The 22,983-nt window shown below is 66.6% G+C and carries 19 protein-coding genes; 14 read left to right on the top strand and 5 right to left on the bottom strand.

The features are described 5' to 3' along the window. A complete protein-coding gene (gene xdhB / locus ACEN9H_RS24765; RefSeq protein WP_413672443.1) occupies positions 1-2,343 on the bottom strand; it encodes a xanthine dehydrogenase molybdopterin binding subunit in 2,343 nt (780 codons plus the stop codon). Between the two features lie 10 nt (positions 2,344-2,353). Further along, entirely contained in the window at positions 2,354-3,823 is a 1,470-nt protein-coding gene (gene xdhA / locus ACEN9H_RS24770) for a xanthine dehydrogenase small subunit (RefSeq protein WP_413672444.1), read from the bottom strand. 167 nt (positions 3,824-3,990) lie between these two features. Between xdhA and ACEN9H_RS24775 the strand changes: the two genes are divergently transcribed. From ACEN9H_RS24775 to ACEN9H_RS24815, 9 genes are all read left to right on the top strand, one after another. Next, entirely contained in the window at positions 3,991-4,548 is a 558-nt protein-coding gene (locus ACEN9H_RS24775) for a ClpP family protease (protein WP_413672445.1), read from the top strand. A gap of 215 nt (positions 4,549-4,763) precedes the next feature. Beyond that, on the top strand, positions 4,764-6,005 hold the full coding sequence (locus tag ACEN9H_RS24780; protein ID WP_413672446.1) for a hypothetical protein: 1,242 nt from the start codon (positions 4,764-4,766) through the stop codon (positions 6,003-6,005). A 10-nt stretch (positions 6,006-6,015) separates the two neighbouring features. Beyond that, positions 6,016-6,420 carry a hypothetical protein gene (locus ACEN9H_RS24785; RefSeq protein ID WP_371768663.1) on the top strand — a complete coding sequence of 135 codons (405 nt, stop codon included), beginning with the start codon at positions 6,016-6,018 and terminating at the stop codon, positions 6,418-6,420. A 66-nt stretch (positions 6,421-6,486) separates the two neighbouring features. After that, positions 6,487-8,058 (top strand): methyl-accepting chemotaxis protein, encoded by a 1,572-nt coding sequence (locus ACEN9H_RS24790; protein ID WP_413672447.1) that lies wholly within the window; start codon positions 6,487-6,489, stop codon positions 8,056-8,058. A 191-nt stretch (positions 8,059-8,249) separates the two neighbouring features. Beyond that, on the top strand, positions 8,250-8,933 hold the full coding sequence (locus tag ACEN9H_RS24795; RefSeq protein WP_156403646.1) for a hypothetical protein: 684 nt from the start codon (positions 8,250-8,252) through the stop codon (positions 8,931-8,933). 4 nt (positions 8,934-8,937) lie between these two features. Further along, positions 8,938-9,753 (top strand): slipin family protein, encoded by an 816-nt coding sequence (locus ACEN9H_RS24800; RefSeq protein WP_413672448.1) that lies wholly within the window; start codon positions 8,938-8,940, stop codon positions 9,751-9,753. Positions 9,754-9,839: 86 nt separating this feature from the next. Then, complete coding sequence (locus tag ACEN9H_RS24805; RefSeq protein WP_413340974.1) at positions 9,840-11,147, top strand: HlyC/CorC family transporter; 1,308 nt, start codon at positions 9,840-9,842, stop codon at positions 11,145-11,147. A gap of 247 nt (positions 11,148-11,394) precedes the next feature. After that, complete coding sequence (gene pilB / locus ACEN9H_RS24810; RefSeq protein WP_056122895.1) at positions 11,395-13,128, top strand: type IV-A pilus assembly ATPase PilB; 1,734 nt, start codon at positions 11,395-11,397, stop codon at positions 13,126-13,128. A gap of 9 nt (positions 13,129-13,137) precedes the next feature. Further along, positions 13,138-14,376, top strand: a complete 1,239-nt coding sequence (locus tag ACEN9H_RS24815) for a type II secretion system F family protein (RefSeq protein WP_056122892.1) — start codon at positions 13,138-13,140, stop codon at positions 14,374-14,376. A gap of 530 nt (positions 14,377-14,906) precedes the next feature. On the opposite strand, the gene ACEN9H_RS24820 is transcribed toward ACEN9H_RS24815, so the two are convergent. Then, positions 14,907-15,815: a LysR substrate-binding domain-containing protein gene (locus tag ACEN9H_RS24820; protein WP_413672449.1), complete on the bottom strand. Its 909-nt coding sequence runs from the start codon at positions 15,813-15,815 to the stop codon at positions 14,907-14,909. Between the two features lie 94 nt (positions 15,816-15,909). Between ACEN9H_RS24820 and ACEN9H_RS24825 the strand changes: the two genes are divergently transcribed. Genes ACEN9H_RS24825 through ACEN9H_RS24835 form a run of 3 tightly spaced genes read left to right on the top strand, consistent with a single transcriptional unit; the run spans position 15,910 to position 18,860 of the window. Beyond that, positions 15,910-17,088 (top strand): SGNH/GDSL hydrolase family protein, encoded by a 1,179-nt coding sequence (locus tag ACEN9H_RS24825; protein WP_413672450.1) that lies wholly within the window; start codon positions 15,910-15,912, stop codon positions 17,086-17,088. Between the two features lie 4 nt (positions 17,089-17,092). Continuing rightward, positions 17,093-17,929: an AraC family transcriptional regulator gene (locus ACEN9H_RS24830; protein WP_413672451.1), complete on the top strand. Its 837-nt coding sequence runs from the start codon at positions 17,093-17,095 to the stop codon at positions 17,927-17,929. 34 nt (positions 17,930-17,963) lie between these two features. Next, positions 17,964-18,860, top strand: a complete 897-nt coding sequence (locus ACEN9H_RS24835; RefSeq protein WP_413672452.1) for a DMT family transporter — start codon at positions 17,964-17,966, stop codon at positions 18,858-18,860. Here ACEN9H_RS24835 and ACEN9H_RS24840 read toward each other — a convergent pair. Then, entirely contained in the window at positions 18,830-19,135 is a 306-nt protein-coding gene (locus ACEN9H_RS24840) for a hypothetical protein (protein ID WP_371768675.1), read from the bottom strand. The two genes, ACEN9H_RS24835 and ACEN9H_RS24840, sit on opposite strands and share 31 nt — an antisense overlap. A gap of 137 nt (positions 19,136-19,272) precedes the next feature. On the opposite strand from ACEN9H_RS24840, the gene ACEN9H_RS24845 reads away from it, so the two are divergent. Further along, on the top strand, positions 19,273-21,444 hold the full coding sequence (locus tag ACEN9H_RS24845) for a putative bifunctional diguanylate cyclase/phosphodiesterase (protein ID WP_413672453.1): 2,172 nt from the start codon (positions 19,273-19,275) through the stop codon (positions 21,442-21,444). A 10-nt stretch (positions 21,445-21,454) separates the two neighbouring features. On the opposite strand, the gene ACEN9H_RS24850 is transcribed toward ACEN9H_RS24845, so the two are convergent. Further along, entirely contained in the window at positions 21,455-21,913 is a 459-nt protein-coding gene (locus ACEN9H_RS24850) for a RidA family protein (RefSeq protein ID WP_413672454.1), read from the bottom strand. A gap of 197 nt (positions 21,914-22,110) precedes the next feature. Here ACEN9H_RS24850 and ACEN9H_RS24855 point away from each other — a divergent pair, with 197 nt between their 5' ends. Beyond that, positions 22,111-22,974 carry a prepilin peptidase gene (locus ACEN9H_RS24855; protein ID WP_413672455.1) on the top strand — a complete coding sequence of 288 codons (864 nt, stop codon included), beginning with the start codon at positions 22,111-22,113 and terminating at the stop codon, positions 22,972-22,974. Positions 22,975-22,983: the final 9 nt, after the last annotated feature.

Consider the following 22,983-nt stretch of genomic DNA (forward strand, 5'->3'; position numbering starts at 1 on the left):
TCAGGCTGCCTTTTCCCGCACGGCTTGTTCGACGAAGGACACGGCGTCGAGGATCGCCTCGCTCGTCGCCGGCGCGCGCAGCGGCGGGTTGACCTTGTGGTCGCCGACGGCCGAGATGGCGTCGCGGAGCGCGAGGAACACGGAGAACGGCAGCAGCAGCGGCGGTTCGCCGACGGCCTTCGAGCGGTGGATCGAATCGGCCACGTTGCGGTTGTTGAAGAGCTTCACCGTGAACGCGTCCGGGCAATCCGACACGCCCGGAATCTTGTACGTGGACGGCGCGTGCGTCATCAATTTGCCCTGCGCATTCCACCACAGTTCTTCCGTCGTCAGCCAGCCCATGCCCTGGATGAAGGCGCCTTCCACCTGGCCAATGTCGATGGCGGGGTTCAGCGAGTTGCCGGCGTCGTACAGCGCATCCGCGCGCAGCAGCTTCCACTCACCGGTCAGCGTGTCGATGACGACTTCCGCCACCGCCGCGCCGTACGCGAAGTAGAAGAACGGGTTGCCCGTCATCGTCTTCGGATCCCAGTGCAGGTTCGGCGTCGCATAGAAGCCGTCCGACCACAGCTGCACGCGCGACAGGTATGCCTTGGCGACCAGTTCGCCGAACGGGATTTCGTGGCCGTTCGCGAACACGGTGTCGGCGACGAAGCGCACGTCTTCCACGGCGCCGCCGTACTGCTTCGCGGCGAAGGCGGCGAGGCGGTCGCGGATCTGGCGCGCCGCATCCTGCGCCGCCTTGCCGTTCAGGTCCGCGCCCGTCGATGCCGCCGTCGCCGACGTGTTGGCGACCTTGCTCGTGTTCGTCGCGGCGATGCGTACGCGGGTCAGGTCGACGCCCAGTTCGTGCGCGACGACCTGCATCACCTTCGTGTTGACGCCCTGCCCCATCTCCGTGCCGCCGTGGTTGACGAGGATGGAGCCGTCCACGTACACGTGCACGAGGGCGCCGGCCTGGTTCAGGTGCGTCACGTTGAACGCGATGCCGAATTTCACGGGCGTCAGCGCAAGGCCCTTCTTCAGCACGGGGCTCGTCGCGTTGTATGCCTGGATCGCCTGGCGGCGCGCGCGGTATTCGCTCGTCTGTTCCAGCTCGCCCACCAGTTCGTGGATCACGTTGTCGACGACGGGCTGGCCGTACGGCGTGACGTTGCGGTCGATCTTGTCGTAGAAATTCAGCTTGCGGATGTCGAGCGCATCCTTGCCGAGGTTGCGCGCGATCTCGTCGATGATGTACTCGATCGCGATGGCGCCCTGCGGACCGCCGAAGCCGCGGAATGCCGTATTCGACTGCGTGTTCGTCTTGCCGGCCGCCGCGCGGATGTCGCAGTCGGACAAATAATAGGTGTTGTCGAAGTGGCAGATGGCGCGGGTGGCCACGGGGCCGGAGAGATCTGCCGAGTAGCCCGCGCGGCTCACCATGTCGACCTTCGCCGCGAGGATGCGGCCGGCGTCGTCGTAGCCCACCTCGTACAGGTAGTGGAAGCAGTGGCGCTTGCCGGTCACCATCATGTCGTCGTCGCGGTCCGCGCGCAGCTTCACGGCGCGGCCCAGGCGTTTCGCCGCGATGGAGGCCGCGGCGGCCCACAGCGCCGACTGCGATTCCTTGCCGCCGAAACCACCGCCCATGCGGCGGCACTCCACCACCACGTTGTGCGAATGCAGGCCCAGCGCGTGCGCCACGACGTGCTGCATCTCGCTCGGGTGCTGCGTGGAGCACAGCACGAGCATGCCGTCGTTTTCCTGCGGGATCGCGTACGAGATCTGGCCTTCGAGGTAGAACTGCTCCTGGCCGCCGACGTACAGTTCGCCCTTCACGCGCAGCGGGGCGCGTTCGAATGCGGTTTCGGCGTCGCCGCGCGTCAGGCGCATCGGCGGCAGCACGTACGAGCCGGCGGCGCGCGCGGCCTGCGGCGTCAGGATAGCCGGCAGTTCCTCGTAGCTGACTTTCGCCTTCTTCGCGGCGCGGCGGGCCAGGTCGTGGCTGTCGGCGACGACCACGAAGATCGGCTGGCCGATGTATTGCACGAGGCCGTCCGCGAGGATCGGGTCGTCGTGGATGATCGGGCCGCAATCGTTGGTGCCCGGGATGTCCTTTGCCGTGAGCACGGCGCGTACGCCGCGGCTGGCCAGGACGTCCGTAAAATCGATGTCGAGGATGCGGGCGTGCGCCTTGCCCGACAGGCCGAGCGCCGCGTGCAAGGTGCCGCGCACTTCGGCGATATCGTCGGTGTAGTCGGCCTGGCCCAGCACGTGCAGCCGGGCCGATTCATGGGCTTTGCCGAGGCCGACCTGCTTCCATTCGGCCTTGGTCAGTGCGGGGGATCCTGCGTCGTTCATGTGTGTCTCCTCAAGCCAATGCGGTCGCGAACGGGTTGACCGCGTTCGGCGGCAGGGGGTTGTCCTTGCGCGTTTCGAGCCAGTAGCGGCGCAGCAGGTTCTGCGCCGTCTTCATGCGGTAGGCGCTCGATGCGCGCATGTCGGACAGCGGTGCGTAGTCTTGCGCCAGCGCGGCCATCGCATCAAGCACGGCGGCTTCGTCCCACGCGCGGCCGTTCAGCAGGCTTTCCGCCTGCGCGGCGCGCTTCGGTGTCGCGGCCATGCCGCCGTAGGCGATGCGGGCCTCGACCACGATGCCGTCTTCCAGCGTGAAAGCGAAGGCGGCGCACACGGCCGAGATGTCCTGGTCGAAGCGCTTGGCCAGTTTATAGGTGCGGAACGCGACATTCGGACGCGGCAGCGGCACGCGCACGGCCTGCACGAACTCGCCGTCGCGCCAGTCCTTGACCTGATAGCCGAGGTAGAAGTTCTCGAGCGGCATGGTGCGCTCCCCATCCGGGCCGCGCAGCACCAGTTCGCTGCCGATGGCGATCAGCCACGGCATCGAATCGCCGATCGGCGAGCCGTTCGCCACGTTGCCGCCCAGCGTGCCCGCGTTGCGGATCGGGAGCGACGCGAAGCGCTGCCACAATTCGCCCAGCTGCGCCTCGTAATGCTTGCAGATGGCGGCGTATGCATCCTCGAGGGAAACGCCGGCGCCGATCTCGATGAAACCGTCCTGCTCGCGCACGGTCTTCAGTTCGGCCACGTGGCCCAGGTAGATCACGTCCGTCAGGTCGCGCATCTGCTTCGTGACCCACAGGCCGACGTCGGTCGAGCCGGCGAGGATCGTCGCCTTCGGATGCGCGGCGCGCACCGCGACCAGTTCATCGAGGGTGCGCGGGGCGTGGAAGGTCTGGCCGTCGTACTCGTAGGTGGCGCCCGCGTCGCGCTGCAGCGCCTGCAGTTGTCCGGTGACGGCGGCGCGGTCGAAATCGACGCGCGGCAGCGTGACCATGCGCTTGGCCGCGTCGATGATGGGACGGTAGCCCGTGCAGCGGCACAGATTGCCGGACAGGGCGTCGTCGATCTCGCAGCGGCTCGGCTCGCGGCCTTCCTGTTTCAGGTACATGCCCCACAGCGACATCGCAAAACCCGGCGTGCAGAAGCCGCATTGCGAGCCGTGGCATTCGACGAGGGCCTGCTGCACGGGGTGCAGGTTGCCATCCTGCTGCGCCAGGTCTTCGACGGTGAACAGGGCCTTGCCGTCCAGGGTGGGCGTGAACTGGATGCAGGAATTCACGGAGCGCATCTGCAGTTCGCCGTTCTCCAGCGATCCGACGACGACGGTGCAGGCACCGCAGTCGCCCTCGGCGCAGCCTTCCTTGGTGCCGGTGCAGTGCAGGTCCTCGCGCAGGTGCTGCAGGATGGTCTGCGTCGGCGCGACGTCGTTCACTTCATGGACGGCGCCGCGGTAGAAAAATCGGATCGGTGTGGACATCATCGCCTCAGAAAGGATCTTGTGAAAATTATGACTAACTGGATGCAAGAGTAGCACCGGGGGTCAGGCTGGATATATTGGAATACCGATTTTGAATATCAGATATTTTCAATAGCGCGACGCCGGCTTGTGAAACTTGCTATGCTTGAGCCGTCAATGGAGGCGTCATGGCTTTGCACATCGTACATTTCATCGGACCGATCAACGCAAATTCCGCCTGTACCGTGCGCAACCTTTGCTTGCAGGCACTGCAAAGCGGTGCGACGGAGATCGAGCTGCACATGTCGACCGAAGGCGGCAACATGACGGCCGGCTTCGCCTTGTACTACTTCCTGAAATCGTTGCCGCTGCCGCTCACGACGTGGAACGTGGGCAGCGTGGAGTCCGTCGGCGTCGCCATCTTCCTGGCCGGGCAGCAACGCTATGCCTGCCCCGGCACGCGTTTCCTCATTCACCCGCTGCACTGGGGCTTCGGCAACCTCGTCGCGGCGGACCACGCCCGCATCTCCGAATGGCGCGACTGCCTCGACTTCGACGCCGAGCGCTATGCCGCCATCTACGAAGACGCCACCCGCGGCGCACCCGGCGCCCACGACATCCGCTCCTATCTGACGGGCAGCGCCCGCATCTACACGGCCGAACAGGCGGTCGAGGCGGGCATCGTCCAGGCGGCACGGCAGGCGCGCCTGCCGGAAGCGGGCACGGCGACGCATTGGTGGAATTAAATACATCATCCAATTCTGACAGGGCGCGCTGTCTGATCTGCACAACAAAGATAGCGGTCACAACTGAATAGAGAAACTATTCGTGAGTTTTTCCTTGTCGCAATTTTTGCTGCAACTCTACAATTCACGACAGATTCGTTACACGGCCTAGCCCGCGCCGTCACAGTGTTTCTATAACAAGAACTTCCACCCGCCGTCTTCAGCAGGTAAACCCCATGAAAAAACGCATCATCGCGAGTGCGCTCGCCTTGTCTTTTGTCGCGCCTTGCGCATTCGCACAGGACGCCGTCCGCATCAGCGGCTTCGGCACCGGCGCCCTCACCTGGACCAACACCGACAAGGCCGAGTTCGGCCGCCCGAACCAGGCCAGCGGCGCCACGAAGGACGTCACCACCGGTGTCGATTCGAATTTCGGCGTGCAGGCCGACTACGCCGTCAACAACTGGCTGTCCGTGACGGGCCAGGGCCTCGTGCGCAAGGATGCGCAGGACGATTTCGGCGCCGAACTGGCATGGGCATTCGCCAAGGCGAAGGTGTCGGACGACGTCTCGATCCGCGTCGGCCGCATGGGCCTGCCGGCATTCATGATCTCGGACTACCGCAACGTGGGCTACGCCAACACGATGCTGCGTCCGCCGGCGGAAGTGTATTCGCAAATGCTGTTCAACACGGTCGACGGCGCCGACGTCATCTGGCAGCACAGCTATGCCGCCACGACGTACACCGCACAATTCGCCGTGGGCAAGACCAAGGCCGACGTCGCCGGCGGCCCAAGCCTGGACGGCCGCCGCGTGACGGCGCTGAACCTCGTGGCCGAGCACGGCCCGCTGACGGTGCGCTTCGGCCGCGTGGACGGCCACCTGACGCTGAATGGCTCGGCGTCGCTGGCGACGCTGCTGAACACGCTGAACACGGTCGCTGCCGGCTACAAGTTCCCGCAGGCAGCCCAGCTCGCCAAGGACATCGACGTGCGCGACAAGAAGGCCTCGTTCACGTCCCTCGGCGCGACGCTCGACTGGAACGACATCGTCGTGCAGAGCGAGTACGCGAAGCGCAAGACGGACAGCTACATCAACGACACCACGTCGTGGTACGTGATGGGCGGCTATCGCATCGGCAAATTCCTGCCGTACTACAGCCACGCCAAGCTCTCCATCGACGGCAACGTCCGCAACGGCATGCCGGCGGCCTGCCCGGCCGGCTACCCGGCCGCCTGCACCCCGACCCTCGCCACGCTGAACGGCATCGTGTCGAACCTGCGCCATACCGGCGTGAGCCAGGGCGAGCAGCAGACCGACACGATCGGCCTGCGCTGGGACTTCCGTTCCTCCGTAGCCCTGAAGGTGCAGTTCGACCGCGTGCGTCCGAACAAGGCCGCCGGCCTGCTGGTCAATGCGCAGCCCGGCTTCAAGGGTCCGGTGACCGTCGGCGCCGTCGCGCTCGACTTCGTGTTCTAAGGAGACGACGATGAAACATCCGATCAAGACCGGCCTCGCCGCCGCCGCACTGTGCCTCGCCCTGCCCGCCATGGCCGACGTCGTCGTCGTCGTGAACCCGAAGGCTGCCGAAGCCTCGATGACGAAAGACCAGGTCGCGCAGTATTTTCTTGGCAAATCGGGGGCGATGAGCCCGATCGACCAGCCGGAAAGCGCCCCGGTCCGCGCCGAGTTCTATAAAAAGGTGACGGACAAGGACGGCTCCCAGGTCAAGGCCTTGTGGTCCAAGCTGGTGTTCACCGGCAAGGCCACGATGCCGAAGGAAGCCGCCGACAGCGCCGCCGTCAAGAAGATGGTGGCCAGCGACCCGAAGGCCATCGGCTACATCGAAAAGAGCGCGGTCGATGCCTCGGTCAAAGTGATCTACACACCGTAAGCATCCACTACCACCGCCCGCCCCCGGTGTGATCCGGCGGCGGGCTGTTGAACTTAAGGAAACGGCATGAGCATCAAGCGCAAGATCTGGGCACTCCCCGTCATCTCGACCATCATCTTCGGCCTCGGCGTGGCGGTCTCCGCCAGTATCGCCAGCGGCGCCCTGGACTCGATCCACACGACCGAAGCGGTGGATTACCCGGCGCTGGGCACGGCGAAGGCGTTGACGGCGGACCTGCAGGGCATCACCGACGGCTTGCGCGATGCCGTCTCCGAAGGCGACAAGGCCCGCATCGCCCAGATCGGCGACCAGGCCAACAAGGTCCGCGCCAAGCTGGCCGACGTGACGAAGATCCCAGGCATGGATGCCACCGGCAAGCGCCTCGCGAAGGAATTCGAGGACTACTATGCGCCGGCCGTCTCCGCCGCCAAGATCATGCTCGAACTCGAGCAGGGCGATCCGCAGGCGACCGTGCAGCGCATGCAGGGCGCGCTGACCGTGCTCAATGCCGATGTCGCCAAGCTCAATGACCAGGCCCAGCAGAATTTCAAGGACGGCATCGCGCGCAGCAGCTCGAGCGTGCGCCGCGTGCTGTCCGTCACCATCGTCACGGCCTTGATCGTGATCGCCACGCTGATCGGCGTGTCGTGGTTCGTCATCCGCACCATCTGGCAGCAACTGGGCGGCGAGCCGGAGTACGCGCGCGAGATCACGCGGCTTGTTGCGGCCGGCGACCTGTCGATGGACATCCGCCTCGACGCCGGCGACCAGCACAGCCTGCTCGCCGCGCTGCAGGAAATGCGCACGCGCCTGGCGACGATGGTGTCCGGCATCAAGACGTCGGCCGAGACCATCGCCACAGCCAGCGCCGAGATCGCCAGCGGCAACGCCGATCTGGCCAGCCGCACGGAATCGCAGGCCGGCAGCCTGGAGCACACGACGCGCGCCGTCGAATCGCTGACCGATACGGTCCGCACGAACGCGGCCAACACGAACCAGGCGAACGCGCTCGTCGTGTCCGCCACCGACATCGCCACCCGCGGCGGCGAAGTGGTCGGCAATGTGGTGTCCACCATGGGCGCCATCAACGCGTCCGCGAAGCAGATCGTCGAGATCATTTCCGTGATCGACGGCATCGCCTTCCAGACGAATATCCTCGCGCTGAACGCCGCGGTGGAAGCGGCCCGTGCCGGTGAACAGGGCCGCGGCTTCGCCGTCGTCGCGGGCGAGGTGCGCAACCTGGCGCAGCGCTCGGCGGCCGCCGCCAAGGAAATCAAGCAATTGATCGGCGATTCCGTCGCCAAGGTCGACGCGGGCAGCGCGCTCGTCGACGAAGCGGGCGCCACGATGGAACAGATCGTCGCCTCCGTGCGCAAGGTGCACGACATCATGGCCGAGATCAGCGTCGCGGGCCAGCGCCAGGCCGAAGGCATCGAACAGATCGGCCGCGCGATCGACGACATGGACCAGATGACGCAGCAGAACTCGGCGCTCGTCGAGGAAGCCTCGGCCGCGGCGGAATCGCTGGCGGAGCAGACCGAGCAGTTGTCGGGCGCGCTGGCGCAGTTCAAGCTGGCGGCCGGGCACGCGCTGGGGGTGCCGACGGGCCAGGCCCGGCTGGCGCTGGCGCGCGGCTGAACGGCGACGCGAAATTCGCGATGGACAGTGCACATCCTGTCCAGATTCGGCGTATGCTGTAAGCACAAGCGCCGTACTGCATGCAGTGACCGACCTGGTCGCGCGGAATCAACGGCAACGCACGGAACCCGGCCGCCAGCGGCGGCCACTCGCCGGCACGACGCTCTCCATGAAACAACGGGGAGATCATCATGCGTCACACCTTGAAAGCCGTCTTCGACCAACGCAGCGATGCCCAGCACGCCCTGGACGCATTGCTGGCATCGGGCTACCCACGCGCCGACATGGCGCTCTCGAACATGCGCACGACGGAACCGGACACCTCGCTCCGGCATACCGCCGCGCGGCTGCTCGGCACCTTGTACCACCGGCACGCGCTGCCGGCCGACACGCGCGAACGCCACATCGTCACGCTCACGACAGGAACCGATCCGGAAGCCGCGCGCGCCACCGGCATCATGGGGCAGTACCGCCCGACCGGCGTCGAAGACATCCCCGACGAGGGCGATCCGGCCGCCTGGACCGGGACCGTCGCGCCGCGCCGCGACTACCCGCCGGGCACCGCGCCGGGCGCCCTGCAGCACCATCCGCACGAAGACAGCCATTATTTCGGCACCCAGGACGCCGACGCTCCGCCCGCCGGCAACACGTTCAAGGAGACGATGGGCAGTATCGCGCGGTGGGACAACCCGGACGAAGACGCCACGTGGGCCGCGCCTGCAGGCGCCCAGGCGCCGCAGTCCGACCAGGCCTGGGAGGACGTCGAGCCCGCGCTGAAGCGCGAGTGGGAATACCGGCACGCCGGCAGCGAGGCGTCCGCCTGGGACAAGGTCAAGCTGGCCATGCGCCATGGCTGGGAACGGATGCATCACTGACATCATGAATCCGGTCACATCGTTCCTGGTCGCCGTCAGCCTGGGCATCGGCATCGCCCTGACCTGGTGGGTCAATCCGCTGCCCGGGTTGCTGTTCGTCGCGCTGGCCGTGATCATCGCGTTCTCGCTGAAGATGGCGAACACGTGGCAAAAATTCGTCATCCTGAGGCTGGGGAAGCTCCATGGCGTCAAGGGCGCCGGCCTGTTCGCGATCGTGCCGGTCATCGACAACGTGATCGCCGTCATCGACGTGCGCATCCAGACGACGGCCTTCAACGCCGAGCAGGCGCTGACCAGGGATACGGTGCCGGTCAACGTCGACGCCATCATTTTCTGGCACGTGCATGATGCGGAGAAGGCCGCGCTGGCGATCACCAACTACCGCGAGGCGATCGACCGGGTCGCGCAGACGTCGCTGCGGGAAATGATCGGCATGTCGATGCTGACGGCGCTGCTGTCCGAGCGCAAGGAGGCGGACGCGCAACTGAAGGAATCGATCGGCCGGAAGACGGCGCCGTGGGGGATCTCCGTCGGTTCGGTGGAGATCCGCGACGTCGCCATTCCCGTCGTGCTGCAGGATGCGATGTCGCGCCAGGCCCAGGCGGAACGCGAGAAGCAGGCCCGCGTCATCCTCGGTTCCGCCGAGGCCGCCATCGCCGGGAAATTCGTGGAAGCGGCCGACATGTATGCCGGCCATCCGGCGGCCCTGCAACTGCGGGCGATGAACATCATCTATGAAACGACGAAGGAGCGGGGCGCCACCATCCTGATCCCGAGTTCGATGGTCGACAGCCTGAACCCGGGCACCGCGCCTCCCTAGCCAAACTTGCAAGCCCCCTCCCCTTGTCTTAGAATCGGCCTCTGCGCTGGCCTCGCCAGATTCCCGACGATTCTTCACGGTGATCCTTGGAAACCGTACCACTTTGGGTGCTCATTCTCGCACTCGCCCTCCTGATCCTTTGTTCGGCCTTCTTCGCGATGGCGGAAACCGCCCTGATGGCGGCCAACAAATATCGCCTGCGCCATCTCGCGAAGCGGGGCAACCGCGCCGCCATCACCACGCTGTGGCTGCTGGACCGCACGGACAAGCTGCTGTCCCTGGTCCTCATCGCGAACACGCTGATCAATGCGATGGCGACGGCGCTCGTCACCGCGATCGCCATCCTGTTCTTCGGCCACGAGGAAAGCGTGATCACGATCGCCACGGCCGTCGTCGCGTTCCTGCTGATCGTGTTCGCGGAGATCTCCCCGAAGATCATCGGCGCCACGTACCCGGAGCGCATCTCGCTCGGGTCCAGCTATGTGTTGCGTGCGCTGATGAAGGTCGCGAAGCCGGCGATCTGGTTCGTCAACCTGTTCGTCAATGGCCTGCTGCGCGTGCTGCGCATCCGCGGCGTGGGCGTGGGGCATGCGGATGCCCAGCAGAGACTGTCGCCGGAGGAATTGCGCTCCGTCGTGCTGGAAGCGGGCAGCTACATTCCGCAAAAGCACAAGAGCATCCTGCTGAACCTGTTCGAACTGGAAAAGATCTCGGTCGAAGACATCATGACGCCACGCAGCCAGATCGAAGCGCTGAACCTCGCGCTGCCGGTCGACGACCTCAAGGCCGAGCTGACCACCTGCTACCACAACAAGCTGCCCGTGTACGAGGGCGAGATCAACCGCATCGTCGGCATCTTGCACGTGCGCAAGGCCGTCGCGCTGCTGAACGAAGAAGACGACCTCACGATCGAGCACTTCCGCGAACTGTTGACGGAGCCCTATTTCATTCCGCAGGACACGGGCGTCTTCACGCAGCTCCAGTATTTCCAGGAAAACAAGGAGCGCCTGGGCATCATCGTGGACGAATATGGCGAGGTCCAGGGCCTGGTGACACTGGAAGACATCATCGAGGAAATGATCGGCGACTTCACGACCTCGACGCCGGGCGCCGCCCGCAGCGATGCGATGGCGTGGAATGCCCAGGGCGAGGTCCTGCTGGAAGGCACGACGCCGCTGCGCGACATCAACAAGAAGCTGGGCCTCGACCTGCCCCTCGACGGCCCGAAGACCGTCAACGGCCTGCTGCTGGAACAGTTGCAGGAGATTCCGGAATTCCCCATCGCCCTCAGGATCGGCAACTGCGTGATCGAAGTCGTGCAGGTGCAGAACCAGGCCATCAAGGTCGTGAAACTGTTGCGGCCGGTCGCGGTCAAACGCTGGCTGGCAGCCTGATCGGGCTTCACCGGCCGAGCGCCGCCGGGCACGATCCGGCGGTAAGCCCTTGTTCTTGCACGAGGAATAACGATGTTGTTCACACGACATTGCGGGCCGGTTACATGCCATTTCATCCACGTGGTATGCACGCATCTTTCACTACGACAAAGTCTTGACCGTTTTGATGCCTACGGGCATCATCGAGACGATCCGCCGGGGCCGTCCATCCTGCCCGGCTTCCTGTCGTCCTTCCAAACCTGACCATATGGCAGCAGTCCTTCCCAACACCACCCCCGGCACGGCGTTGCCCGGGCTGGCGCGTGCCCTGGTGCAGGCCGGACGGCTGACCTTGCCTCAAGCGGACACCTTGCAAAAGAAGGCGTCCGCCGACAAGGCCGGTTTCATCGACACCTTGCTCGGCAGCAGCTCCATCGATGCGAAATCCCTGGCAGTTTTCTGCGCCGAGACCTTCGGCTATCCCCTGTTCGACCTGGGCACGTTCAGCCACGACGCCCTGCCCGTCAACGCGATCGACCCGAAGCTGATGCAGGCCCAGCGCGTCGTCGCGCTGGCACGCAGGGGCAACAAATTGTCGGTGGCGGTGTCCGACCCGACGAATACGCAGGCCCTCGACCAGATCAAGTTCCAGAGCGAATCGACCGTCGAACCGGTGATCGTCGCGCACGACACCCTGCTGGCGCTGCTGGCGAACATCGCCAAGAGCGCCGAACAGGACTTGAGCGAACTGGCCGGCGAGGAAGGCGACATCGAATTCGCCGACGAAGAACCGCAGACGCAGGCGGCGGAAGCGGCAGCCGCCGCGGCGGAAGTCGAGGACGCGCCCATCGTGCGCTTCCTCAACAAGGTGTTGATGGATGCAATTACCTTGGGCGCGTCGGACATCCACTTCGAGCCCTACGAAAAGCAGTACCGCATCCGCCTGCGCGTGGACGGCGTACTGCGCGACCATCTCGCCCCGCCGCTGTCGATCCGCGACAAGCTCGTCTCCCGCATCAAGGTGCTGGCCAAGCTCGACATCTCGGAAAAGCGCGTGCCGCAGGACGGCCGCATGCGCCTCGTGCTGTCGCCCACGAAGACGATCGATTTCCGCGTCAGCACCTTGCCGACCCTGTTCGGCGAAAAAACGGTCATGCGTATCCTCGACGCGACGCAGGCCCAGATGGGCATCGACGCGCTCGGCTACGACCCCGACCAGAAAGCGTTGCTGATCGACGCCATCACGCGCCCGTACGGCATGGTGCTCGTAACGGGCCCGACGGGTTCGGGCAAAACCGTGTCGCTGTACAGCTGCCTGAACCTGTTGAACAAGCCGGGGATCAATATCTCCACGGCGGAAGACCCGGCCGAGATCAACCTGCCCGGCGTGAACCAGGTCAACGTCAACGAAAGGGCGGGCCTCACGTTCCCCGTCGCGCTGAAAGCCTTCCTGCGCCAGGATCCGGACATCATCATGGTCGGCGAGATCCGCGACCTGGAAACGGCCGACATCGCCATCAAGGCGGCGCAGACCGGCCACATGGTGTTTTCCACCCTGCACACGAACGATGCGCCGTCGACCTTGACGCGCCTGATGAACATGGGCGTGGCGCCGTTCAACATCGCCTCGTCCGTCATCCTGATCACCGCGCAGCGCCTCGCGCGCCGCCTGTGCACGTGCAAGCAGCCACTCGACATCGGCCGCGACACGCTGAAGGCCGCGGGCTTCCGCGACACCGACTTCGACGGCGACTGGAAGCCCTACGGCCCCGTCGGCTGCGAGCGCTGCCTGGGCTCCGGCTACAAGGGCCGCGTGGGCATCTACCAGATCATGCCGATCACGCCCGCGATCGAAGCGTTGATTCTTGGGCACGGCAACGCGATGCAGATCGCCGCCCAGGCCGAGGCCGAGGGCGTGAACTCGCTGCGCCGCTCCGGCCTGCTGAAAGTGAAACAAGGCCTCACCAGTCTCGAAGAAGTGCTCGGCTGCACGAACGAATAAGGACCCATCATGGCAACGACATCCGCCCCGGCACGCCGCGCGCCCAGCGCGCAAGTCAAGGAACACATCTTCGCCTGGGAAGGCAAGGACAAGACCGGCAAGACCGTGCGCGGCGAAATGCGCGCCGGCGGCGAGACCATCGTGAACGTGACCCTGCGCCGCCAGGGCATCATGGTGACCAAGGTCAAGAAGAAGGTGTACCGCAGCGGCAAGAAGATCCAGGACAAGGACCTCACGCTGTTCACGCGCCAGCTGGCCACGATGATGAAAGCCGGCGTGCCGCTGCTGCAATCGTTCGACATCGTCGGCAAGGGCCATTCGAATCCGTCGATGTCCAAGCTGATCATGGACTTGCGCGCCGACATCGAGACGGGCACCAGCCTGAACAACGCGTTCCGCAAGTATCCGCTGTACTTCGACCCGCTGTTCTGCAACCTGGTCGGCGCCGGCGAGCAGGCCGGTATCCTCGAGGACCTGCTCACGCGCCTGGCGATCTACAAGGAAAAGACGCTTGCGCTGAAGAGCAAGATCAAGGGTGCGCTGATGTACCCCTGCGCGATCATCGCCATCGCCTTCATCGTCACGGCCGTGATCATGATCTGGGTGGTGCCCGCCTTCAAATCCGTGTTTTCCAGCTTCGGCGCGAACCTGCCGGCGCCGACCCTGATCGTGATGGGCATCTCGGATTTCGTCGTGAAATGGTGGTACATCATCTTCGGCTCGATCTTCGGCGCGCTGTACTTCTTCTTCCAGTCCTGGCGCCGGTCGCTGAAAATGCAGCAGTTCATGGACCGCGTGCTGCTGCGCCTCCCCGTGTTCGGCGAAGTGATCCGCAAGGCGACGATCGCCCGCTGGACCCGCACGCTGGCGACGATGTTCGCGGCCGGCGTGCCGCTCGTGGAAGCGCTGGACTCCGTGGGCGGCGCGTCCGGCAACAACGTCTACCTGGAAGCCACGAAAAAGATCCAGACGGAAGTCAGCACGGGCACGAGCCTGACGGCCGCGATGCAGAACGCCAATGTATTCCCCAACATGGTCACGCAAATGGTCGCCATCGGCGAGGAATCCGGCGCGCTGGACGGCATGCTGGGCAAGGTGGCCGACTTCTACGAGGAAGAAGTGGACGAGGCCGTCAAGACGCTGTCGTCGCTGATGGAGCCGATGATCATGGTCGTGCTCGGGGTGCTGATCGGCGGTCTCGTGATTGCCATGTATCTGCCGATCTTCAAGCTGGGGTCGGTGGTCTGAAGGCGGTGCCGACCAGTGTCGTGCGCCGGAGCCGGACTCGCGTATGCCGGGTCCGGATGCCGGCCACGATGCCCCAGACCGCGGCCCAGCGCAGCGCGCGGTCGGTGGACGGCCCGAGCGGCCGCGCCGCCGCCGCACGCTGCAGCGCGAGCGACATGCGTTTCATCGCATAGAGTTTTCGATCGGACACCGGGATTGCCATGTTTGCAGATTAGCAAGCGCAACGATGGCCGACCGTGATCTGCCTAACGCACCATGCATGACCGCGGATGTGTGAGCCACCGCACTGTCCAGCTCATCCATGACTGGTATTTTAGTTGACGATTCTTCAACACTTACCGGTATGCTCATGGCCTCTTGCCCCGAATGTGGTTCTTCCTACGTACGCCGGATTCCGCGTACGCCCCTCATGCGTATCCTGTGGAGCAGCAAGCACATCCTGTGCAGCGATTGCGGCGAACGCTCCGTCGTCTTCCCCAAGCTCATGACACTGGCGGCAAAACACCAGGCATCGAGCCGGACCGCGCGATTCATCCTTGCCCGCCTGCAAAGCCAGCAATCCCACTGAATTGTCCGACCGCGAAGTCGATGAACAGCCGCGTCCGCAGCGCCTGAAACTGCCGCGACGGATACAGCAAGGTTAAATCCTGCGGCCGCGCGGCCCACTCGTCCAGCACCCGCACCAGCTCCCCACTGTCCATCAGATCCCGGACCAGCCAGTCCGGGCACACGCCGATCCCGCCGCCCAGCACGAGGGCCTCCCGTATCGCCAACGCGTTGTTCACGCGAAAGCGGCTAGCCGTCGGCACCCGTGCCTGCTCTTCGCCGCGGAACAATTCCACCGTACTACCCGGCGTCCAGGCGAAGCGGACGACGTCGTGCGTCGCCAAGTCGTCCGGCACCGACGGCACGCCCCGCCGCGCGAGATACATGGGTGCCGCCACCAGGAAGCGCGGCACGGTCGCCAGGTGCCGGCCGATGGCGTCCGGCGGCAGCGTGCCGCCCAGCCGGAACGCGACATCGACGCTTTCCTCGACGAGGTCGACGAAACGGTCGTTGAGAATCAGTTCGACGTCGATGGCCGGATGGTCGGCCAGGAAGCGCTGGACCATCGCATTGATGCGGAACTGGCCCAGCGCGACCGGCGCATTGATGCGCACGAGCCCCGCCGCCTGGCCCGTCATGCCCTGCACGTCGCCCACGGCCGCGTCGAATTGCTCGACGATGCGTTTGGCGTCGGCGTAGAAGCGCTGGCCCTGCTCCGTCGGCGACAGGCCGCGCGTGCTGCGTTCGACCAGGCGTACGCGCAGCTGCCGTTCCAGCCCGGCCAGCCATTTGCTGACGGTGGGCTGCGTCGTGCCGAATTCCCGGGCCGCCGCGGACAGGCTGCCCAGTTCGAGGGTGCGTACGAAGACGCGCAGCGCGTGGAACGTATCCATTTATTCGAAATTGGAATGAGTGACCTTCGATCCTACCATCTTCATCGCCACTCCAGAATGACCTAACGTGGAGTCCTCAACCAAGGAGTCCACCATGTCCAAACCGATCGCCGCACTCACCCTCTCGCTGCTGCTCGCCGCACCTGACGCGCCGGCGGGCGAGCACTGGGCCACGTCCTGGTACGCGGCCCCGCAACCCGCCTGGGACGGCGGTTTCACGCTGCCGATGAACGTCCCCACCAGGCTCGACAACGCGACGTTGCGCGAGACCGTCCGCCTGAGCGCGGGCGGGCAGCGCATCCGGCTCGTGTTCTCGAACCGGTACGGCCATGAACCGGTCAGGCTCGGCGCCGTGCGCGTCGGCCCCGCCGACGACCCGCACGCGGCCCAGGCGCTGACGTTTTCCGGACAACCGGGCGCTTCCATCCTGCCGGGCGCCACGGTGACGAGCGATCCGCTCGCCCTCCCCGTACGGCCGCTGTCCCGGCTGGCCGTGACGACGCGGCTGCCCGCGCCGACCAACGTCGCCAGCTTCCACTGGGGCGCGCAGCAGACCGTGCAGATCGACGGCGCCCATGTCGGCGGCCGGTTGTTCCTGAGCGCCGTCCTGGTCGAGTCGGCACAACCCGCCCGCACCATCGTCGCGCTCGGCGATTCGATCACGGACGGCAACGGCTCGACGCCGGACGCGGACCGCCGCTGGCCGGACATCCTGGCCGAACGACTGACGCCGCACGGCGTCGCCGTCGCCAATGCCGGCATCTCGGGCGGACGGCTGGCGCGCGATGGCATGGGCGTGAGCGCCCTCGCACGCCTCGAGCAGGACGTATTGAGCCAGCCCGGCGTGTCGGATGTCATCGTACTGCTCGGCATTAACGACATCGGCTGGCCCGGCAGTCCGTTCGCGCCGGCCGAGCGCCCCGCCACGCTGGAGGAACTCACGGCCGCGTACCGGCAACTGGTCGCAGCAAGCCACGTCCGCGGCGTACGCGTGACGGCGGCGACATTGCCGCCGTTCGAAGGCGCCCTCGCCGGCACGCCGTACGCCGGCCACTACAGTCCCGACAAGGAACGCCTGCGCCGGCAGTTGAACGACTGGATCCGCACGGCGGGCGTGTTCGATGCCGTCGTCGACTTCGACGCCGTCCTGCGCGACCCTGCCCGGCCGCGCCGCCTGCGGGCCGACTTCGACTCGGGCGATCATCTGCATCCGGGCGATGCGGGCTACCGCGCCATGGCCGGGGCGATCGACATCGCTCCGCTGGTACACTGAGCGGATGCCCAAGTCCAGGAAGAGCGCCGATTTCAGGATCGTCCGTGCCGCGGTGCCGGGGGTGCAGGCCGTGGAAGCGCGCAGCGACCACGTCTTCGCGCGCCACAGCCATGACCAGTACGGCGTCGGCCTCATGCTGGCCGGCGGCCAGACGTCGAGCAGCGGGCGCGGCCAGGTGGAGGCGCTGGCCGGCGACATCATCACGGTGAATCCCGGCGAAGTGCACGACGGCGCCCCGCTCGGCGGCGCGCCCCGCGCGTGGCGCATGCTGTACCTGCCGCCGCAACTCGCCGATGCCATCGCGGCCGACCTGGGCGAAGGCGCCCGCCGCGACTACGCGTTTCACCAGCCGGTCGCCCACCATGCCGCGCTGGCCGACTGTTTCCGGCGGCTGTACGCGGCCGTCACGGGCGACGCGACCGCCCTCTTGCGCGAGCAATTGCTCCTCGAATTGCTGCATGGGCTGCAAGGCGATGCGCCGCGCAACGGGTCCGCATCGGCGACGGCCGCGATCGCTCGGGCGCGGGCGATGATCGACGACGCGCCGGCCGCCGCGCCCAGTCTCGCCGACCTGGCGGCGGCCTGTGGGCTCAGCCGCTTCCAGCTCGTGCGGCAATTCGCGCGGGCGACGGGGCTGACGCCGCACGCCTACCTGATCCAGCGCCGCATCGACACGGCCCGTGCGCTGCTGGCGCGCGGGTCGGCACTGGCGGACGCCGCGGCGGCCAGCGGCTTCGCCGACCAGAGCCACATGACGCGCCTGTTCATCCGCACCTATGGCATCACGCCCGGCGCGTACGCCTGCAATTTCGTTCAATACCCATTCAAAGGCGGCCGCTAACCTGCGTTCCCATGTCGATGACGAGGAGAACGCCGTGTCCGATAAGACCCTGGGTTACTGGTACCTGACGCTGGCCATGGTGCTCGTCGGCAGCACCGTCGTGGCCAGCAAGATCGCCGCCGCCGGCCTGCCGCCGTTCACGGCCACCGCCCTGCGCTTCGCGCTCGCGCTACCCTGTTTTCTGGTGCTGCTGCATGTATCCGGCGAGCGCCTGCCGCGGCCGGGCTGGCGCGACGGCGCCCTCCTCGTCGTGCAGGGGCTGGCCGGCACGGCCGGGTACACGGCGCTGTTGATGGCCGGGCTGCGCGCGACCTCGGCGCTCGATGCCGGCGTCATCCTCGGCACCCTGCCCGTCGTGTCGGCCGTCGTGGCCGTGCTCGTGCTAGGCGAGCGGCCGCGGCCCGCGCTGATGGCGACCGTGCTGCTCGCGGGCGCCGGCCTGTTCGTGCTGCAGCCGGCGGGCCGCGGCGCCGGGTCGTTGACGGGGAATGCGCTCGTCTTCGGCGCCGTGCTGTGCGAAGCGCTGTTCATCCTGCTGAATAAACGGGTGCGGATCGCGATATCGCCGCTCGCCCTGTCGACGCTGATGAGCGCCATCGGCCTCGCCGCGTCGCTACCGTTCGCGCTGGCTGAACGCGGTTCGATGGCGGCCGTGACGCCGGCGGCGCTGCTCGCCGTCGGCTACTATGCGCTGCTGCCGACGGTCGGCGGGTTCCTGCTGTGGTATGCGGGCACGGCCCGCGTCGGCGGGACGGAGGCTGCATTGTTCACGGCGCTGGCACCCGTGGCCGCGCTGCTGCTGGCGGCCCTGCTGCTGGACGAGCCGGTGGGACCACGGCAGTTTGCCGGCATCGCGTTCGTGCTCGCGGCGGTGGGCGTATCGGCACGGCCCGCGGCCCGTCAGGCGCAGGTCTTGCCGCCCACGCCGTGATAGCCCTTCGCCCTCGCGTCCGCTTCCGTCATGTACTCGCCCTTTTTGGTCTTGCCGTAGTACTTGCTGCCTTCGCAGTGATAGACCTTGCTGGCGCTGTTCGCCCACACCTTGCCCGCGCCGCCGCCGGACGCTTCTTTCTTCGGCGCGGGCTTGCTGGCCGCCGGCGCGGTCGGCGCGCCCTTGTCCGGTGCCAGCGGGTTCGGCACGGTGGTCTGGGCGAATGCGGTGGCGGCGGCGAGTGCGGTCAACAGCAGGACGAGATGACGTTTCATGGTGGCTCCAATAGGCCGGATCGAACACCGGCATGTAACTTGCATTGTACGGGTTAGTCCAATACTACGATGGCAACCAGCCCGTTTCGGTGCAAATCGACACCGCCCGTCCGGTTCTGGTGCACGCCTGACATTACATGCAGAACATCGACATCGCTCCCCTCCACGACGACGCGGGCGACCGCCTGGCCGGACTCGGCCGCTGGTGGCTCGACCCCGTGAACGGCCGCATCACGTTGTCGGCCGTGGCCGCATCGTTCTTCGGCACCGGCCGGCATCCGGATTGCCTCGCACGCATCGAGCCCGACGACCGCGCCCTCGTGCATGCGACCCTCGACCGCATCAGGAAAGGCGACGGCGGCGCCGAATGCGAATTCCGCGTGCGCACCGACGGATTCGGCCTGCGCTGGCTGCGCCTGCAGCAGACCGGCACGTCCGCCACCGGCATCCTCGTCGACGTGACGGCCGCCAGGCAGGCTGCCGCGCGCGAGCGGTTCAATTTCGCGCTCACGCAATACCTGGTGGGCACCGACAGCATCGACGACGCCGTCACCGGCATTTTGCAACTCGTGTGCGAGGAACTGGGCTGGGAATGGGGCGCATTCTGGGCGCTCGACGACCGCACCGGCACGCTGCGCTGCCGGTACGCATGGCAGGCGCCGCGGCAGGCGCTGGCGCCGTTCCGGGCCGCGAGCGCGCGCCTGGCGATGGCGCCCGGCGAAGGCCTGATCGGCACCGTCTGGGACAGCGGCGAGGCCCGCTGGATCGAGGACGCGAGCGGCACGGCCGACCTGTTGCGGGCGGAGGCGGCGCGCGCGTGCGGCCTGCAGTCGGCGTACTTCTTCCCCGTGACGTTCGTCGCGTCGGACGCGTGCCTGATGCGGCCCGGCGTGCTCGAATTCTTCAGCGTCCAGCAACGCCAGCCGGACGCGCAGTTGCCGGGCCTGGCGAAATCGATCTCCGCGATGATCGCCCAGGCCGTCGAGCGCATGACGCAGCAGGAGCGCATCCGCGTGCGCGCGCAGACGGACGAGATGACGGGCCTGGCCAACCGCGCCCATTTCTACGACCAGGTCGACCGCCAGTGCCGCGACGCGCGGGCCGGGCAGACGTTCGGCGTGCTGTTCGTCGACCTCGACCAGTTCAAGCCCATCAACGACGCATTCGGGCACGACGCCGGCAACGTCGTGCTGACGACGTTCGCGTCACGCCTGCGCGCGCTGGCGCCGCCCGGCTGGCGCATCGGCCGCCTGGGCGGCGACGAGTTCGCGCTGCTGTCGGCACCCGGCGTCACGCCGCAGGAACTGGAACGCGTCGCCGAGTCCGTGCTGGACGCCGCGCGGCGCCGCTTCGTCTACGGCGAGCACCGGCTCGCGGTGTCGGCCAGCATCGGCATCAGCACGTATCCCGACCACGGCGGCTGCACGCGCGAACTGCTGCACGCGGCCGATGCGGCCATGTACGCCAGCAAGCGGAACGGCCGCAACCTCGCCAGCCGCTTCAGCGGCGACGGCGCGCCGGCCGACGCCGGCCATCGCATCGGCTTGCTGACCGACCTGCATTGCGCGATCCGGCGCGGCGAATTCTTCCTCGAGTACCAGCCGATCCGCACGACCACCGACATGGACATCGACGCCGTCGAGGCGCTGATCCGCTGGCGCCGGCCGAACGGCGAAATCGTCCCGCCGAACGTGTTCATTCCGCTGGCGGAACAGAGCCGCCTGATCGTCGACATCGGCCGCTGGGTCGTGCGCCAGGCGTGCCACGACCTCGCGCGCCTGCGCGCGGCCGGGCTGGGCGGCGTGCGCGTGCACGTCAACATGGCGGCGCCGGAATTCATCGATGCCGAGCTGCCGGACCGGCTGACGGCGATCGCCGCGGCGGCCGGCGTCGATCCGCGCGGCATCTGCCTCGAACTGACGGAAGGCGTCGTGATGAAGCATGCCGACAAATCGATCGCCATCATGCGCGAACTGCGCCGGCGCGGCTTCGGCATCGGCCTGGACGACTTCGGCATGGGCTATTCGTCGCTGTCGCTGCTGAAGAACCTGCCGATCGGCTCGCTCAAGATCGACCGGCTGTTCATGGCCGGCGTGCCGTACGACCGCAACGATTGCGCCATCGTGCGCTCGCTCCTCGACCTCGGCCGGCACATGAAGCTGACGGTGGTCGCGGAAGGCGTCGAGACCGATGCCCAGCTGGGCTATCTGCGCCAGTTCGGCTGTCCCCTCGTGCAGGGCTGGCTGCCGGGCCGGCCGGTGCCGCTGGAGCGCCTGTTCGACCTGATCGCGCAGCCGCAGGCGGCCTGATCGTGCAGCGTCAGTGCACCGCGATGGCCGAGATCTCCACCGCGGCATCCTTCGGCAGGCGCTGGACCTGCACGGTGGCGCGGGCCGGCGGCTTGTCCTTGAAATACGTCGCGTACACCGCGTTCAGCTTCGCGAAGTCGTTCAGGTCCTTCACGTAGACCGTCGTCGAGACGACGTTATCGAGCGTCATCCCGGCGGCGGCGAGCACCGCCTTCAGGTTCTCGAACACCTGCGCGGTCTGCTCCTCGATCGTGCCGGTATTGGTCTGTCCCGTCTTCGGATCGATGGGAATCTGTCCCGCCAGAAACACCATGCCGCCGGACCGTATCGCCTGCGAGTACGGTCCCACCGCGGCCGGCGCGTCCTTGCTCGCGACGACTTCCTTCTGGGGCGTCGAGGCGGCGCCATGGGCCGCACCGAACGGCAGCAAAGCAGCAAAGGCAAGACCCAGGCAGTGCTTCGTGTTCATGATGTTCCTTTCGTGTTGTGGACAGGAGGGCAATGCCAGCCCAGTCTAGCGGCCGTATGTACAGCGTCAAACCACAGAATGGATAGGGCCGGGGACGCCACACGTGGCGGGGACGCCTCACCATGCTGCCCAAAGCGCGGGAAAACCCCTAGAATAGTTGATCCACGGAATCAGCCACCCACCGGATCATCGTACTCATGGAAACCCTGCTCTTCGCCGCCCCGGCGACCCTCGCCGCGACCCTCACCGCCGCCTTGTTCGGCCTGTTGATCGGCAGCTTCCTGAACGTGGTCGTGTACCGCCTGCCCGTGATGGCGCAGCGCGAACTCGACAACTACATCGCGCACGAAGCGGGCAAGGACCTGCCGCACCCGGACCGCTTCAACCTGATGGTGCCCCGCTCGGCCTGCCCGCACTGCGGCCACCAGATCACGGCGCTGGAAAACATCCCCATCGTCAGCTGGCTGGCCCTAAGAGGCAAATGCAGCGCGTGCAAGGCGCCGATCTCGCCCCGCTATCCGATCGTGGAAGCCGTGACGGGCCTGCTGTCGGCCGTGCTGGTCTGGCATTTCGGCAGCGGCTGGCTGGGCCTCGCGAGCCTCGCGTTCGCGTACTTCCTGATCGCAATGACGTTGATCGACTACGACACGAAGACCTTGCCGGACGACCTCACGTACCCGCTCCTGTGGCTGGGCCTGCTCGTGAACCTGGACGGCACCATCGTCCCGCTGCGCGACGCCGTGATCGGCGCCATGGCCGGCTACCTGGCGCTGTGGGCCGTGTACTGGCTGTTCAAGCTCGCCACCGGCAAGGAAGGCATGGGCTACGGCGACTTCAAGCTGCTCGCCGCGCTGGGCGCGTGGATGGGCTGGGCGATGCTGCCGACCATTATCATCCTGTCGTCCGTCGTCGGCGCCATCGTCGGCATCTCGCTGATCGTGTTCGCGCGCCGCGACCGCAATAATCCAATTCCCTTCGGACCGTATCTCGCCGCGGCTGGTATGATCGCACTCTTGTACGGAATACCACTCACCCGCTACGCGCAGGGTTACCTGGTCTAGCCTCGCGCC

The organism is Massilia cellulosiltytica (genome assembly GCF_047325105.1).
Lineage (GTDB): Bacteria > Pseudomonadota > Gammaproteobacteria > Burkholderiales > Burkholderiaceae_D > Telluria > Telluria orientalis.